Raw genomic sequence first — 15236 nt, forward strand, 5'->3', positions numbered from 1 at the left:
ACAATGAGCGCGCTGATTGAGAGCGCTCTCAGAGGGAGATCCTTGACTGGCAGACAAGGCCCGGCGCTCAGCCGGCGTTCGCTCATCGGTGCCGGACTCGGAGCCGCCGCCCTCGCCGCGGCCGGTTCCGGGCAGGCCCACGCGGCCGGTTCCGGGCGGACGCCCGCGGCCGGTTCCGCCGGCACCCGACCGGCCCCGGCCCGCGCGCAGGCCTTCCTCGCCGCCGCCATGGACGCCTACCCCGACCACGGGGAGCTCCGCCTGGCCCAGAGCTACACCGACCAGGCCGGCCTGTTCAGCACCGCCTTCACCTATGACAACGCCCTGGCCGTCCTGGCCCTCCTCGCGACCCGGACCGCGGACGGCCTGACCAGGGCCACCGCGCTGGGCGACGCCCTGCTCCACGCCCAGGGGCACGACCCGGCCCACGACGACGGCAGGCTCCGCCAGGCCTACAACGTCGGGCCGTACACCTTCTACGACGGTTCCCCGCAGCCCGACGGCTTCGTGCGGCCGGACGGAACCGTCAACGTCGGCACGCAGTTCGGCTTCACCGGGACGGCCGTGGGTGACATGGCCTGGGCCGGCATCGCGCTCGGCGCCCTGGCCCGCCGCACCGGGGCGCGCCGCTTCCTCACGGGTGCCGTGCGGATCGGCGAGTGGATCGAGCGGACCGGCCGGACCGACGAACCGCTCGGCGGCTACAAGTTCGGCGTGGACGGGGCGAACCAGCGGCTGCCGTTCACCTCCACCGAGCACAACACGGACCTGGTCTGCCTCTTCGGCCGGCTGGCCCGGCTCACCGGGGACCCGGTGTGGCGCGAACGGCGCGCGCGGGCCGAGGCGTTCGTACGGCGGATATGGGAGCCGGACGGCGGCTTCTTCTACACCGGCACGAACGACGGGGTGACGGTGAACAAGGCGCCGATCCCCGAGGACACCCAGACCTGGACGCATCTCGCCCTCGGCGCCCGCACGCGCGGCTACGCCCGTTCCCTGGACTGGGCCGCCGCCGAACTGGCCGTCGTCGACCACTCGGAACGCCCGAACAGCACCGTCCCGGCGGGGCAGACGTACGAGGGGGTCACCTTCAGTTCGGCGAGTCTGGTGGCGGACGAGGACGCGCCGATCGCCGCGGGGCAGCCCAAGCCGGACCGCAACGGGGTGTGGTTCGAGGGGACGGCCCATCTCGCCCTCGCCCTGAGGGACCGCGGCGCCCGCGGCGACGAGGCCCGGGCCCGGCGGCTGCTCTCCTCGCTGGAGCGCGCCCAGAGTCTGCTCGGGGGCGGCCAGACGATCGGCGGCCGGGTGCTGCCCGAGGGCGCCGGGGTGGTGTCCGCGAGCAGTCCGCTGGACACGGGATTCGGCTTCGGCTACTACCCGTACCGGCACACGGGGGCGACGGCCTGGTACCTGATGGCGGCGGCGCGCCACAACCCGCTGCGGGCCTGACGCCACCACCCGCCGCGGGCCTGACGCGGCGGCCCGCTGCGGGCCTGACGCGGCGGCCCGGTCCGCCGTCGCGTGCGGCGGACCGGGCACGGTGTCAGGCGAGCCGGTGCACCCTCTGGTCGGTCAGTTCGTAGCGGGCGCCGACGATCGCGAGCCGGCCGGTGCCGATCTTCTCGGCCAGGTCGGGCTCCGCCACCAGCTTGGAGCGGACCAGCCGGACGTTGGCGTCGACGGTCGCGTCGATGCGCGCGTCGCCCTCCTTGCCGTGGTCTATGGCGGGGCTGATCTGGTCGGCCAGGTACTGGATGTGCGCGGGCAGCCGGCCCCCCGACTCCTCGGCCTCGACGGCCGCCCGCACGGCGCCGCACGACTGGTGCCCCAGCACGACGACCAGGGGTATGCCGAGCTCCAGCACGCCGTAGGCGACGCTGCCGAGGACGGCTTCGTCGAGGACCTCGCCGGCGGTGCGGACCGTCATCAGATCGCCCAGGCCCTGGTCGAAGACCAGCTCCGGGGGCACGCGCGAGTCGATGCAGCCGAGGACGACCGCGAAGGGGTGCTGACCGGCCGTCAGGCTCTGCCGCACGGCCGGGTTCTCGTGCGGGTGGCGTTCCCGGTAGGTGCGCCAGCGGCGGTTGCCCTCGGCCAGTTCCCGCCAGGCCTCGCCCGGGGTGCCGGGCCGCGGGGACGTGCCCCCGGGTGCGGCGGTGGCCGGGCGGGCGCCGGCGAGGCCCGCACCGAGGGCGGCGGCACCGGTCAGTGCGGTGCGCAGGAGGGTGCGGCGGACGGGGCCGCCGGTGGTCGGCCGTGCACCGGCGAAGGGCTGCGGCGCACGGCCGGCGCCTCTGTGGGCAGTGGAATCAGTGTTCACGGCCAGAACGTATGCCCGAATCCGCGCGTGATCGCGTTCCTTGCCGTTTCATGGTGAGAGTTGGGTAAGTGATGTTCTTACCTTGAACGGTTTTTGACGATCCCTCAGGCAACGGGGAACGCCCCGGGCCGGGTGGCTCGGGGCGTCCTGTCGTGCGGGGCGGGCGGGGATCAGACCAGGTCGAACCGGTCCAGGTTCATGACCTTGACCCACGCCGCGACGAAGTCCTTGACGAACTTCTCCTTCGCGTCGTCGCTCGCGTAGACCTCGGCCAGGGCGCGCAGTTCGGAGTTCGAGCCGAAGACCAGGTCGGCGCGGGAGCCGGCCCACTTGACCTCGCCGGTGGCCGCGTCACGGCCCTCGAAGGTGGTCTGGTCCTCGGACGTCGACTTCCACGTGATGCCCAGGTCGAGCAGGTTGACGAAGAAGTCGTTGGTCAGCGAGCCGGGCGTCCTGGTGAACACGCCGAGCTGGGACTTCTGGTAGGTGGCGCCCAGCACTCGCAGGCCGCCGACCAGGACGGTCATCTCGGGGGCGCTCAGCGTGAGCAGGTTCGCGCGGTCGAGCAGCAGGTACTCGGCCGGCAGGCGGTTGCCCTTGCCGAGGTAGTTGCGGAAGCCGTCGGCGGTGGGCTCCAGCGCCTCGAAGGACTCGGCGTCGGTGTGCTCCTCCGTCGCGTCCACCCGGCCCGCGGCGAAGGGGACCTCGACCTGGAAGCCGGCTTCCTTGGCGGCCTTCTCGACGGCGGCGGAGCCACCGAGCACGATCAGGTCGGCCAGGGAGACCTTCTTGGCACCGGCGCCGGAGTTGAACTCCTGCTGGATGCCCTCCAGGACGCGCAGGACCTGGGCCAGGTCGTCGGGCTCGTTGACCTCCCAGCCGCGCTGCGGCTCCAGGCGGATGCGGGCGCCGTTGGCACCGCCGCGCTTGTCGCTGCCGCGGAAGGTGGAGGCCGACGCCCACGCGGTGGACACCAGCTGGGAGACGCTCAGACCCGACTCCAGGAGCTTGGTCTTGAGGACCTTGATGTCCTCGGCGTCGATGAGCTCGCCCTCGGGCTCCGGCAGCGGGTCCTGCCAGATCAGGGTCTCCTCCGGGACCTCCGGGCCGAGGTACAGCGACTTCGGGCCCATGTCACGGTGGGTCAGCTTGAACCAGGCGCGGGCGAAGGCGTCCGCGAACTGGTCGGGGTTCTCGTAGAAGCGGCGGGAGATCGGCTCGTAGATCGGGTCGAAGCGCAGCGCCAGGTCGGTGGTGAGCATCTTCGGGCGGTGCTTCTTCGACGGGTCGTGCGCGTCCGGCACGATCTCCGGGGCGTCCTTGGCGACCCACTGGTGGGCGCCGGCCGGGCTCTGCTCCAGCTCGTACTCGAACTCGAAGAGGTTCTTGAAGAAGCCGTTGCTCCACTGGGTGGGCGTGGCCGTCCAGGTGACCTCCAGGCCGGAGGTGATGGCGTCGCCGCCCTTGCCGGTGCCGTAGGTGCTCTTCCAGCCCAGGCCCTGCTCCTCCATGGAGGCGGCCTCGGGGTCGGCACCGACGTGGTCGGCCGGGCCGGCGCCGTGGGTCTTGCCGAAGGTGTGGCCGCCGGCGATCAGCGCGACGGTCTCCTCGTCGTTCATCGCCATGCGGCGGAACGTCTCACGGATGTCGCGGGCCGCGGCCAGCGGGTCCGGGTTGCCGTTCGGGCCCTCGGGGTTGACGTAGATGAGGCCCATCTGGACCGCGCCGAGCGGGTTCTCCAGCTCGCGGTCGCCCGAGTAGCGCTTGTCGTCGAGCCAGGTGGTCTCGGGACCCCAGTACACGTCCTCCTCGGGCTCCCAGACGTCCTCGCGGCCGCCGGCGAAGCCGAAGGTCTCGAAGCCCATCTGCTCCAGGGCGACGTTGCCGGTGAGGATCATGAGGTCGGCCCAGGAGATGCTCTGGCCGTACTTCTTCTTGACCGGCCACAGCAGACGGCGGGCCTTGTCCAGGTTGCCGTTGTCCGGCCAGCTGTTCAGCGGCGCGAAGCGCTGCTGGCCGGCGCCGGCGCCGCCGCGGCCGTCGCTGATGCGGTAGGTGCCAGCGCTGTGCCAGGCCATGCGGATCATCAGCGGGCCGTAGTTGCCGAAGTCGGCCGGCCACCAGTCCTGCGAGGTGGTGAGCACCTCGGCGATGTCGCGTTTGACGGCGTCGAGGTCCAGGGCCTGGAAGGCCGCGGCGTAGTCGAAGTCCTCACCGAGGGGGTTGGCCACCTCGGGGTTCTTGGCGAGGATCTTCAGGTTCAGCCGCTCGGGCCACCACTGGCGGTTGCCGCCGCCCTGGGTCGGGTGCAGCGCCCGGTCGTGGGCCACCGGGCAACCGCCTCCCGCCTCCTCCGACTTCGGGTCGGTGACGATCGCGTCGTGGTTCTCGGTCATGGAAATCCTTCCGGACGGGGTGGATCACGGTGCTCGGGTGGATCACGTGCTCAGGAACTGCTGGCGGTGGAACAGCCGGGGCACAGGCCCCAGTAGATGACCTCGGCCTCGTCGACGGCGAAGCCGCGGTCGTCGGAGGCGGTCAGGCACGGGGCGTGGCCGACCGCGCAGTCGACGTCGGCGACGACACCGCACGACCGGCACACGAGGTGGTGGTGGTTGTCGCCGACCCGTCCCTCGTAGAGGGCCGGGCTGCCGGGTGGTTCGAGGCGGCGTATGAGTCCCGCCGCGGTGAGCGCGTGGAGCCCCTCGTAGACGGCCTGGACGGAGATGTGGCCGACGCGGCCGCGCACCTCGGAGGCGATCGCGTCGGCGCCCAGGTGGTCACCGTCCCGCACGGTCTCGAGCAGCGCGACGCGGGCTGCCGTCACCCGCAGGCCGGCACCGCGCAGCTCCTCGGCGGTGGTGGGGGTCCGGGGTGCGGTCATGCCCACAACCTAGCCACACAAACACGAATGGTTCAAGAAAACGAACGGTTCAATTTTGGTGTCGCGCGTGTGAGCCCGCGCAGTACCGCCCTGCCTCCGGGATGTGATATTGGTCATGGCCCATGATGGGCCCCGGACACCCGGGGACACCGCAGCGGCGGCGGGCCGCCCGTCAGGAATCCGTGGAGGCCAGGCGTTCGAGCCGGGCCGCGGCGGCCGCGGCCCGGCGGCTCGCCTCGCGGACCCGGCGGTCGGCCGTGCGCGACTGTTCCCGGGCCGTGCGTTCGGCGAAGCGGGCCTGCTGGTGCTCGCCTCTGGCGCGTTCCAGCTCCTCGGCGAGGTCGTCGACGCGCCGCTGGAGGCGTTCCACGTCCTCCTTCGCCGCCTGCGCCGCCCGGTCGGCGTCCGCCGCCGCCTCCCGCAGCGTGCGCAGTTCGCGGTCGGCGGCCTCGGCCTCCCGCCGGGCCTCGGCCAGACGGCGCCGGCGCCGCTCCTCCGCCTTCCTGTCCTTGACCTGCTGAGCCTTGACCTGCCGGTCCTTGGCCTGCTGATCCTTGGCCTGCTGATCCTTGGCCTGCTGGTCGTTGGCCTGCCGGTCCTTGGCCTGCCGGCCCTTCACCGGCTCGCCCCGGGCGGAGTCGCCCTCGTCCGGCGCGCTCCCGCCCGCCCGGGCGCGGGCACCCGCGGCGACGGCCGGGAAGCCGACCGCCGCGCTGAGCGGCTTGGCGAGCCGGCCGGTCGCCCAGGCCTCGGCGGCCGCGGGGTCGGCGAGCACGGCGTGCAGGGTGTTCTCGACCTCGCGCTGCACGGACTCGCTGATCGGATGCCCGGCCTGGGCGGCGAGCTGCCTGGCCTGCAGGGACAGAGCGCGGATCAACGCGTGCTGCCGCCGGCTCAGCTCCCGCAGCTGGGCGCCGTCCAGGTCCTGGTGGGCCCGGCGCAGGCCTTCCCCCAGCCGGAGCAGGGGCTCCACCTCGCCGGGGCGGCTGCGGACCAGGAGGTTGCTGACCCAGGCCGCGAGGCTGGGCTTGCGCAACGCGCCGATCCGCGTGGCGAGTTCACGGTCACCGGCGGTGCGGGCGGCGGCCACGGCCGTGGCCCGGGCGGAGGTGAACTCCTCCGGTCGCAGGGCGTACAGCTCGTCGGCCACGGCATCCAGGTCCATGCCCGTCCCTTTCGCGCGGCAGCGTCCGAGTCGATCGTCTCAGGCCGCGCCGTGCGGGGCGCGCGGAAAACCGGGTCCGCCGGCCCCGGAGACACCCCCTTCATGATCGGGAAACCGACGGTTTAACATATGAGCGCCGCCTAGCTCGAAAGATGGACTCGTGACTGTCAACGACGACTCGTTCACCAACTGGAAGAACCGCGAGGAGATCGCGGAGTCGATGATCCCGATCATCGGGAAGCTGCACCGGGAGCGGGACGTGACGGTCCTGCTGCACAGCCGCTCCCTGGTGAACAAGTCGGTGGTCAGCATCCTCAAGACCCACCGCTTCGCCCGGCAGATCGCCGGCGCGGAGCTCTCGGTCACCGAGACGCTGCCCTTCCTGCAGACCCTCGCCGAGCTCGACCTCGGTCCCTCGCAGATCGACATCGGCATGCTCGCCGCGACGTACCGCGAGGACGACCGCGGACTGTCGGTCGCGGAGTTCACCGCCGAGGCCGTCGCCGGCGCGACCGGCGCCAACAAGATCGAGCGCCGCGAGGGCCGGGACGTCGTCCTGTACGGCTTCGGCCGCATCGGCCGGCTCGTGGCCCGGCTGCTGATCGAGAAGGCCGGCTCGGGCAACGGCCTGCGGCTGCGGGCCATCGTCGTGCGCGGGGGTGGCGAACAGGACATCGTCAAGCGCGCCTCCCTGCTGCGCCGGGACTCCATCCACGGCCAGTTCCAGGGCACCATCACCGTCGACGAGGCGACCAGCACGATCGTCGCCAACGGCAACGCGATCAAGGTGATCTACGCCGGCGACCCGTCCGAGGTCGACTACACGGCGTACGGCATCAAGGACGCCATCCTCATCGACAACACCGGCAAGTGGCGTGACCGCGAGGGCCTGTCGCAGCACCTGCGCCCCGGCATCGACAAGGTCGTGCTGACCGCGCCGGGCAAGGGCGACGTCCCGAACATCGTGCACGGCGTCAACCACGACACCATCAAGCCGGACGAGCAGATCCTGTCGTGCGCCTCCTGCACCACGAACGCGATCGTGCCGCCGCTGAAGGCGATGGACGACGAGTTCGGCGTCCAGCGCGGCCACGTGGAGACCGTCCACTCGTTCACCAACGACCAGAACCTGCTGGACAACTACCACAAGTCCGAGCGCCGGGGCCGGTCCGCGCCGCTCAACATGGTGATCACCGAGACCGGTGCCGCCTCCGCCGTCGCCAAGGCGCTGCCCGACCTCAAGGCGAAGATCACCGGCAGCTCCATCCGGGTGCCGGTGCCGGACGTGTCCATCGCGATCCTCAACCTGCAGCTCGCCCGGGAGACCACCCGTCAGGAGGTCCTCGACTACCTGCGCGAGGTCTCGCTGACCTCGCCGCTGAAGCGCCAGATCGACTTCATCAGCGCCCCCGACGCGGTCTCCAGCGACTTCATCGGCTCGCGCCACGCCTCGATCGTCGACGCCGGCGCCACCAAGGTCGAGGGCGACAACGCGATCCTCTACCTGTGGTACGACAACGAGTTCGGCTACTCGTGCCAGGTGATCCGGGTCGTGCAGCACGTGTCGGGCGTGGAGTACCCGACGTTCCCGGCTCCCGCGGTCTGATCCCGGCGAGCCCATGAAGGCGCGGGGCGTGCGGGCCCCGCGCCTTCATGCCTGTCCGCACCCGTCCGGCCCCGCGACCCGGACGGGTGCGGACACGGCGGCGGTGCCGCGCCCTCGTGGGACGCGGCACCGCGGACTTCTCATCAACCTCAGCACGCGCTGAGCACGGGCTCAGTGCTTGAAGACGTCCTTCGCCTTCTCCTTGGCCTGACGGGCGTCGCCCTTCGACTGCTCCGCGCGGCCCTCGGCCTCCATGCGCTCGTTGCCGACGGCACGGCCGATCGTCTCCTTGGCCTTGCCCTTGGCCTGCTCGGTCTTCGCCTTGGCCTTCTGCTCTTCAGCCACTCTCGTTCACTCCCAGTCGTGTCCGACGTCGGGGTCACGGTGCGGGTGACCTTGAAAGGGGAGGTCCAAACCTGCCGGGCCGATTACACTCCCGCCCATGACGTACTTCTTCCACCTCCGCTAGGCACCGTCGGCGAAGCGAGGACCCCCCGTCGCCGACGACGCGGGGCAGCGGAGCGCTGCCCCGAGTGCCGACGTGGAAGAAGAACACCACCATGCACACGCCCCTCGTGGCGCGCTGTCTGCGCGGCCTGGAGCCCCTGGTCGCCGCCGAGGTCGTCCGGTCCGGTCTCGGCGCCGTCACCGATCTGCGGCACCGCGAAGTCCATTTCCGCGCGACCCGTTCCGCGCCACCCCTGCGCACCGCCGACGACGTGTTCCTGCTCGCCGCCCGGAGCCCCGACGTCGGAGCCGCCCGGCAGGCCCCGCGGGACCTCACCGCACTCGCCGACCGCACCGACCTCGACCACCTGCTCCCCCTGCGCCGCCCGGGCGCGGCGCCCGTGTGCGTCGACGTCTCGGCCTCCTTCCTGGGCCGGCGCGCGTTCACCCGCTACGACGCCGAGGACGCCGTGGGCGAGGCCCTGGCGCAGCGGCTCGGCGTCCCGTACCACTCGCGCCGCACCGGCGCCGCTCCCCCGCCGGGCTCCTGCGGCTGGCGACTGACCCTGGACGGCACGCAGGCCACCCTGATGCTGCGTGTCGACGACCGGCCGCTGCACCGCCGCGCCTACAAGCGGCACACCGTCCCGGGCACCCTCCACCCGCCGCTCGCCGCCGCCATGGCGGAGCTGGCCGGCATCGGCCCCGGGCAGACCGTCGTCGACCCGTGCTGCGGCGCCGGCACCCTGCTGATCGAGGGGGCGCTCACCCGGCCCGACGCCCGCTTCCACGGCTTCGACCTGTCCGCGCAGGCGGTCGCGGCGGCCCGCGCCAACGCCGGTGACCTGCCGGTGACCGTCCGCCGCTGCGACGCGGGCCGGCTGCCGCTGCCCTACGGGGCCGCCGACCGCGTCCTGTGCAACCCGCCATGGGGCGCGCAGGTGCCCGCCGGCGGCCTGCTCGCCGACGCCCCCGAGCGCTGGTGGACGGAGCTGCGGCGGATCCTCTCCCCCGACGGCGCGGCCGTGGTGCTGCTGCCCGGCCGTGACGACCTGGCCGCCGCCCTCCGGCACGGCTTCACGCCCGTGCACGCCCAGCGGCTCCGCCTGTCCGGGGCGCAGCCGTTCCTGGTGCGCATGACGGTCAAGGACGCCCGCCGGGGGCGCCGTTGAGGACTGCGCCCCGGCCGGCGGCCCGCTCGTGAGAGCCTTGCCCCGATCATGATCGGCGGAACGAGCGAGGACAGGACATGAGCATCAACCGGCCGGGGCGGCCCGGGGACCTGCCGTCGGCACAGGTGCTGTGGGCGCGCTGGGCGCTCGTCGCCGTGCTGGAGGCCACCACGGAGAAGGAACGGAGGGCTCACCACCGCACCGGCACCTGGGTGGACGGGACCGGGTTGCACCTGGACGACTCCGGCTGCACCTGGTGGAGCCTCACGCCCCGGGGCGAGGGGCGGTGGGTGCTCTTCGGCGAGGACGAGTCCAGCGGCTGCAAGTGGCACGAGCCGCCGGTCGACCTGCTCGCCGGAGCCCCGGACTGGCTTCCCCACCAGGAGCTGGCGGACCTGCTGGAGGGGTCCGAACTGGGCTGTGTGTACTGGTTCGAGGACGGGGCCTGGGCCCGGGCCCCCTACCCGGACACCCTGGACGACGACGGCCTCGACTGCGGGATGAGCCGTTTCGCCGACCGCGCCGACGTACTGCGCACGATCGCCGACGACGAGCACGGCGCCACGTCGGCCGCCGACGCGGAGACCCTGCTGGCCCACGCGGAGAACCACCGCCTGACGCCGGAGCTGCTGATGTCCCTCACCCGGGACCCGCAGTGGCGCCGGCGGGACCGGCCGGCCATGACGAGGGCACTGGAGCAGGCGGGTCTGGACCGGCGGTGACCCGCCGGGTCAGGGGCAGCACGCGTCCGTGGCCGGCGGGACGTCCAGGCGGCAGAAGCAGGACGAGCGGATGGGCACGTCGGCCAGCGCGGTCGCCGTCTTGAGCTGGTGCCCCACCAGGGCCGCCTCGCCCGTCTTGCCGTTGCGCAGCAGGCACTCGTGCAGACCGTGCAGCGCCCACACGTTGCCGGGGTGCTGCAGGGGGCGGGGCAGGGTGTCGTCGAGGCCGAGGTCGGCGCGGTAGACCGCCTCGGCCTCCGCCACCCGGCCCTGTTCCAGCAGCAGGGCCCCGTAGGCGTGGCGGGTGGGCTGCATCCAGCCCCAGGGCTCGTCGTAGGGGAGGGTGTCGTCGAGTTCGATGGAGCGTTCCAGGGCGGCGAAGGCCAGGTCGTGGTTGCCCTTGCGGTATTCGAGTTCGCCGTCCAGCATGGCCGCGGCGATGGCGAGGATGTCGTGGCAGGTGTTGTTGAACAGCATCCGCGTCCCGGGCACGCGCCCCACCGCCTCGTGGAACAGGGCGCGTTCGGCCTCGGCCCGGTCGACCTCGCCGGTGGCGGAGAGGGCGACGCCCCGGGCGTAGTGGCGCATCGCGGTGGTCACCGCGTACAGCTCCGGGTCGGCCGGGGCGGGGAGTTCGAGGATGTCGGCCCAGCGGCCGAAGCGGATCAGCACGTGGACGCGCATGGCCAGGAACGCTTCGAGCCAGTCGGCCATCGGAGGGCTCTGCACGCGCAGCAGGTCCTCCGGGACGGCGGCCTCCAGCTGGGCGGCGGTGTCGAGGGCGACCTTCGCCTGGCCGAGGAACAGGGCGCCGTAGATCTTGAAGTGGAGGTTGTGCGCCCGGTAGAGGGTGTAGAAGTTCATCGCGCCGGCCCGGCGGTGGTACTTCTCGTCGGCCGCGATCGCGGCGCTGTTGGCCGCGACGACCTGCCGGTAGTCGCCGCACAGGACGTCCAGGTGCGAAGGCATGTGGAGCAGGTGGCCCGCATCGGGGACGAGGCCGCGCAACCGGTCGGCGACGGTGAGGGCCCGCTCCGGTGCCGGGGACATCTCCATGAGGTGGATGTAGAGATGCAGGACGCCCGGGTGTCGTGCCCCGGCCTCGGTGGCGAGGGCGCCCTCCAGCACGTCCCGGATCTCGGGGGTGCGGGCGCCCTCGGCCGGCTGTCCGGTCCCGAGGTCCCACAGCTGCCACGGGGTGAGGTTCATCGCGGCGTCGGCGTGCAGCGTGGCGATGTCCGGGTCGTCGGGCGCCAGCGCGTACACCGCGCGCATGGCGTCCGCGTAGGGCTCGTTCCACACCGAGCAGTCCGCCACGGCCTCCGCCTGCGGGTAGCGGGCCCGCAGGGCGCCGATCAGGGCCTGCTCCACCGGTGTCGCTCCGGCGGCCTTCGCATGGGCCCGCTCCACGGCGGCGTGCGTGCGCTGCACCGTCCGCGTCAATTCCGCGCCCTCGAAGAACTCCCACGGCTTGTTGTAGTTCGGCCCGAGCGCGTAGGCGATGCCCCAGTACGCCATGGCGCAGTCGGGATCGGCCTCGGCCGCCCTCTCGAAACAGGCGACGGCTTCCTCGTGGTGGAAGGCGTAGGTCCACACCAGGCCCCGGTCGAACCAGAGTTGGGCCTGGTCGGACGTGGTGGTGACGGGACGGCTGTGGGTGCCGAGGTCGTAGTAGTCGCCCATGGGTAGCTCCTGGGAAAGCGGCCGGGGCCGTGAGGATAGCGGCTGCGGACCGGGGACACAGAACACGCGAATCCTCAGATAAAGGGCTCGTCGGCAGCTCGTACTGAACATCTCGTCGTTCGAATCGCGGGGAGCTTCGCCGACAGGCTGGCACGGGCCAACTCCCGCTCCCTAGGATGTACTTCCTGTCCAGCCAGTCCGTTGGCGCGGCACCTTGCAGGGGGAACGATGCACTCCGAGAAGCAGTTGTCCACCGAGATCGACGCGAACGTGCCGACGGCAGCACGCATGTACGACTACTACCTGGGCGGCAAGGACAACTACGCGGCCGACCGCGCCGCGTGCGAGGAACTCGACAAGGTCGTTCCGAGCACGCGCCGCCTGGCCCTGAACAACCGCCGTTTCCTCCAGCGCGTGGTGCGCACCCTCTCCGAGGAGTACGGCATCCGGCAGTACCTGGACCACGGTTCCGGCCTGCCGACGCAGGACAACGTGCACCAGGTCGCCCAGCGCATCGACCCCACCACCCACGTGGTGTACGTCGACAACGACCCGATGGTCCTCGTGCACGGCCGTGCCCTGCTGGAGCAGGACGAGCGCACCGCCGTCATCCACGCGGACATGCGCGAGACCGACCTGATCTTCGACCACCCCGACACCAAGCGGCTGATCGACTTCTCCGAGCCGGTGTGCGTGCTGTTCAACTCGGTCTTCCACTGCATCCCGGACAGCGACACCGACGGCCCCCTGGCGGTGGCGCGCCGCGTCCGGGAGCGGCTCGCGCCCGGGAGCTTCATGGTGATGTGCCAGCTGGTCAGCGAGGAGGCCGAGGTCCGCGAGTTCGTCACGAACTTCATGGACCAGGCGACGCAGGGCCACTGGGGCCGCGTCCGGGAGCCGAAGGACGTCGAGACGTACTTCGAGGGTCTGGAGATCCTGGAGCCGGGGCTCGTTGAGGTGTCCACCTGGCGCCCGGACACGGAGGTGGCGCCGCGTCAGCTGAGCCACGAGTGGATCGAGTTCGGCGGCGTGGGCCGTCTTCCCCTGGAGAAGTGACACGGCGGGTGCCGCCCGCGGGACGGTGGGTGTCCCGCGGGCGGCACCGGTGTCTCACCGGTAGCGCTGCTCCATCGTCTGCCGCAGCAGCTCCATGGACTCGCGGGGCTTGAGGGCCTCGTCCGCCAGCCGGTCCAGCGCGATCCGGTACTCCTCCGTCTCGTCGCGGTCCTCGAGGAAGTTGGCGCTCTTGATGTGCTCCAGGTAGACCACGTCGGGCAGATCGAGGCCGCCGAAGCGCAGATACGTCACCGGGATGGCGGGAGCCGAGGCGTTCGTGACGCTCAACGGCACGACCTGCACCGTCACATTGGGGCGCTCGGCCATCTCGACGAGGTGCTCCAGCTGCTCGCGCATGATCTCCGGGTTGCCCAGGACCCGCAGCAGCACGGACTCGTCGATGATCGCCCACAGTTGCGGGGCCTCGTCCCGCGTGAGCAACCGGGCCCGGCGCCTGCGCAGTTCGACGCGCCGCTCCACCTCGGCCGCCGGGGCGTTCGGCAGGCCCCTCTCCACCACGGCCTTGGTGTAGGCGGGCGTCTGCAACAGGCCCGGCACGTACTGGATCTCGAAGGTACGGATCGTGGCGGCGGCCTCCTGCAGTCCGACCAGCCGGTCGAACCACTCGGGCATGAGCCGCTTGTCGTAGCGCTGCCACCAGCCCGGCTCACCGGCGCGCTGCAGCAACTTGAGCAGCACCGAGGCCTCGTAGTCGTCGGTGCCGTACAACTGCAGCAGCGCGCGGACGTCGTTCTCGGTCGGCGGGCGACGGCCCTTGCCGGACTCGATACGGGACAGCTTCGCGGCGCTGAACCCCACAGCGCGCGCCGCCTGGTCCTGGGCCAGCCCGGCGTCCTCGCGGAAGCCTGCCAGCTGCACACCGACCAGCATCTTCAGCAGGGTCGGCGCCGGCTCGGGCCTGTCCAGGTAGGGTTCCAGACGGGAGATACGATGCGACGCGGCGGACATCCTGACTCCCAGCAGACCGGCACAAGGGCGATTTACACTATCGCACCCCGCCGGGGCTGTGCGCATCCGCCCGACACGGCAGCAGGAAGTGGGTAGTTGGGCTCCGCTTGGACTCCACTCGGACTTCGTTGTGACTCCGCTCGGCCGCCGCGGATGCGGGCCCGCGCGGGTCTTCCCGCCGTGCGGGTCTCAGACCAGGTGGTCGAACTCCCCGTCCTTCGCCCCGGCCAGGAACGCCGCCACCTCCGCGGCCGTGTAGACGAGCGCCGGCCCGTCGGGGTCACGGGAGTTGCGCATCGCGATGCCTCCGTCCACGAGAGGGGCGACTTCGACGCAGTTGCCCTCGGCGTTGCTGTGCCGGCTCTTGATCCAGCAGGCGTCCAGTGAACTCGCCTGCACTCCGTTCCGCACTGGTGGCACCGCACTCTCCTTGCTCTCCGGCCGAACTCGTCCCGGCTTGCGTACCCGCGACGGCTTGAAACTCACGCAATTTCTCGTGCAATTGCATGCGGGCGCCGTCAGCGTGGATAATAGCCGCGGCGTCAACCCCCGGGCTGACGCCCCGTCCTGACGTCGCATCGGGGAGATGCCGTGTCATCACCTGCGCAGCACGTGCTCCGGCCGCCGAGTGAGGCCCCGGCGCACGCGGGCGCACCCGGGGCGCTCGACTGCTTCCCGGCCGGTCCCGGTCCGCGCGAAGCACCGCTCCACGGAGGACCGCCGCACGGAGCGCCGTCCCCGGGGCAGGCCGCGGCCGGTGTGCCGGCGCGCGGGACGGCGCCGGCCCCCGGCCCCCTCTCCCCCTCGGTCGCGCTGCGCGTCGAGTGCAGCCGGGAGGGGTTCGCCCGGGTCCGGGCCTTCACCCGCCACACCCTGCGCGTCTGGTCGCTCGACCACCGCTGCGACGACGCCACGCTCATCATCACGGAGCTCGCCGCCAACGCCGCGACGCACGCGGCGCAGGGGGCCCCGGGTGCGCCGGAGATCCGGCTCGGATTCCGTCTGGATCCGGCCCATCTGCTGGTCACCGTCTCCGACCCCGACGACCGCCCGCCCGTGTACGCGCCCGGCACCGGCTCCGCCCTGGAGGAGCACGGACGCGGCCTGTGCCTCGTCGACGCCCTGTCCGAGGAGTGGGGCTGGACCCCCACCCCGCCGGCGGGCAAGACGGTCTGGGCGAGGTTGTCGACCTGTCCACCCATCTGACAC

General features: G+C 72.0%; 14 protein-coding genes. 6 read left to right on the plus strand and 8 right to left on the minus strand.

The features are described from left to right. Positions 1 to 3 precede the first annotated feature (3 nt). Complete coding sequence (locus ACIGAN_RS05765) at positions 4 to 1452, plus strand: Tat pathway signal sequence domain protein (protein WP_399855164.1); 1449 nt, start codon at positions 4 to 6, stop codon at positions 1450 to 1452. 94 nt (positions 1453 to 1546) lie between these two features. On the opposite strand, the gene ACIGAN_RS05770 is transcribed toward ACIGAN_RS05765, so the two are convergent. The 4 genes from ACIGAN_RS05770 to ACIGAN_RS05785 form a co-directional block, all read right to left on the minus strand. Beyond that, positions 1547 to 2323: a carbonic anhydrase gene (locus tag ACIGAN_RS05770; protein WP_399855167.1), complete on the minus strand. Its 777-nt coding sequence runs from the start codon at positions 2321 to 2323 to the stop codon at positions 1547 to 1549. Positions 2324 to 2493: 170 nt separating this feature from the next. Continuing rightward, positions 2494 to 4719, minus strand: coding sequence for a catalase/peroxidase HPI (gene katG / locus ACIGAN_RS05775; RefSeq protein ID WP_399855170.1), 2226 nt, complete (start codon positions 4717 to 4719; stop codon positions 2494 to 2496). A 50-nt stretch (positions 4720 to 4769) separates the two neighbouring features. Next, positions 4770 to 5207 (minus strand): Fur family transcriptional regulator, encoded by a 438-nt coding sequence (locus ACIGAN_RS05780; RefSeq protein WP_365097955.1) that lies wholly within the window; start codon positions 5205 to 5207, stop codon positions 4770 to 4772. A 172-nt stretch (positions 5208 to 5379) separates the two neighbouring features. Then, positions 5380 to 6372: a hypothetical protein gene (locus ACIGAN_RS05785; RefSeq protein WP_399855172.1), complete on the minus strand. Its 993-nt coding sequence runs from the start codon at positions 6370 to 6372 to the stop codon at positions 5380 to 5382. Between the two features lie 160 nt (positions 6373 to 6532). Here ACIGAN_RS05785 and ACIGAN_RS05790 point away from each other — a divergent pair, with 160 nt between their 5' ends. Continuing rightward, on the plus strand, positions 6533 to 7978 hold the full coding sequence (locus tag ACIGAN_RS05790) for a glyceraldehyde-3-phosphate dehydrogenase (protein ID WP_365097951.1): 1446 nt from the start codon (positions 6533 to 6535) through the stop codon (positions 7976 to 7978). A gap of 171 nt (positions 7979 to 8149) precedes the next feature. Here the strand turns inward: ACIGAN_RS05790 and ACIGAN_RS05795 are convergent, their stop codons facing one another. Continuing rightward, positions 8150 to 8323, minus strand: a complete 174-nt coding sequence (locus ACIGAN_RS05795) for a CsbD family protein (protein WP_365097949.1) — start codon at positions 8321 to 8323, stop codon at positions 8150 to 8152. Between the two features lie 215 nt (positions 8324 to 8538). Between ACIGAN_RS05795 and ACIGAN_RS05800 the strand changes: the two genes are divergently transcribed. Further along, positions 8539 to 9597 (plus strand): methyltransferase domain-containing protein, encoded by a 1059-nt coding sequence (locus ACIGAN_RS05800; RefSeq protein WP_399855175.1) that lies wholly within the window; start codon positions 8539 to 8541, stop codon positions 9595 to 9597. 77 nt (positions 9598 to 9674) lie between these two features. Further along, positions 9675 to 10319 (plus strand): hypothetical protein, encoded by a 645-nt coding sequence (locus tag ACIGAN_RS05805; protein WP_399855178.1) that lies wholly within the window; start codon positions 9675 to 9677, stop codon positions 10317 to 10319. Between the two features lie 9 nt (positions 10320 to 10328). On the opposite strand, the gene ACIGAN_RS05810 is transcribed toward ACIGAN_RS05805, so the two are convergent. Continuing rightward, positions 10329 to 12002, minus strand: a complete 1674-nt coding sequence (locus ACIGAN_RS05810) for a hypothetical protein (protein WP_399855180.1) — start codon at positions 12000 to 12002, stop codon at positions 10329 to 10331. Positions 12003 to 12230: 228 nt separating this feature from the next. Here ACIGAN_RS05810 and ACIGAN_RS05815 point away from each other — a divergent pair, with 228 nt between their 5' ends. Then, positions 12231 to 13058 carry an SAM-dependent methyltransferase gene (locus tag ACIGAN_RS05815; protein WP_365097942.1) on the plus strand — a complete coding sequence of 276 codons (828 nt, stop codon included), beginning with the start codon at positions 12231 to 12233 and terminating at the stop codon, positions 13056 to 13058. A gap of 54 nt (positions 13059 to 13112) precedes the next feature. On the opposite strand, the gene ACIGAN_RS05820 is transcribed toward ACIGAN_RS05815, so the two are convergent. Continuing rightward, a complete protein-coding gene (locus ACIGAN_RS05820) occupies positions 13113 to 14027 on the minus strand; it encodes a helix-turn-helix domain-containing protein (RefSeq protein WP_399855183.1) in 915 nt (304 codons plus the stop codon). Positions 14028 to 14216: 189 nt separating this feature from the next. Continuing rightward, the gene (locus tag ACIGAN_RS05825; RefSeq protein ID WP_311686249.1) at positions 14217 to 14447 is read right to left on the minus strand and encodes a DUF397 domain-containing protein; all 231 of its coding nucleotides are present in this window, start codon (positions 14445 to 14447) and stop codon (positions 14217 to 14219) included. Positions 14448 to 14618: 171 nt separating this feature from the next. Here ACIGAN_RS05825 and ACIGAN_RS05830 point away from each other — a divergent pair, with 171 nt between their 5' ends. Continuing rightward, positions 14619 to 15233, plus strand: a complete 615-nt coding sequence (locus ACIGAN_RS05830; RefSeq protein ID WP_399855186.1) for an ATP-binding protein — start codon at positions 14619 to 14621, stop codon at positions 15231 to 15233. The last annotated feature ends 3 nt before the right edge of the window (positions 15234 to 15236 follow it).

The sequence above is a fragment of the Streptomyces sp. NPDC085931 genome (genome assembly GCF_044540565.1).
Classification (GTDB): Bacteria; Actinomycetota; Actinomycetes; order Streptomycetales; family Streptomycetaceae; genus Streptomyces.

Bases quoted from the DNA above. Each gene is read 5' to 3' on its own strand.
- ACIGAN_RS05765 (WP_399855164.1), top strand. From the start codon at position 4: ATGAGCGCGCTGATTGAGAGCGCTCTCAGAGGGAGATCCTTGACTGGC.
- katG (WP_399855170.1), bottom strand. From the start codon at position 4,719: ATGACCGAGAACCACGACGCGATCGTCACCGACCCGAAGTCGGAGGAG.
- ACIGAN_RS05780 (WP_365097955.1), bottom strand. From the start codon at position 5,207: ATGACCGCACCCCGGACCCCCACCACCGCCGAGGAGCTGCGCGGTGCC.
- ACIGAN_RS05785 (WP_399855172.1), bottom strand. From the start codon at position 6,372: ATGGACCTGGATGCCGTGGCCGACGAGCTGTACGCCCTGCGACCGGAG.
- ACIGAN_RS05800 (WP_399855175.1), top strand. From the start codon at position 8,539: ATGCACACGCCCCTCGTGGCGCGCTGTCTGCGCGGCCTGGAGCCCCTG.
- ACIGAN_RS05805 (WP_399855178.1), top strand. From the start codon at position 9,675: ATGAGCATCAACCGGCCGGGGCGGCCCGGGGACCTGCCGTCGGCACAG.
- ACIGAN_RS05810 (WP_399855180.1), bottom strand. From the start codon at position 12,002: ATGGGCGACTACTACGACCTCGGCACCCACAGCCGTCCCGTCACCACC.
- ACIGAN_RS05815 (WP_365097942.1), top strand. From the start codon at position 12,231: ATGCACTCCGAGAAGCAGTTGTCCACCGAGATCGACGCGAACGTGCCG.
- ACIGAN_RS05820 (WP_399855183.1), bottom strand. From the start codon at position 14,027: ATGTCCGCCGCGTCGCATCGTATCTCCCGTCTGGAACCCTACCTGGAC.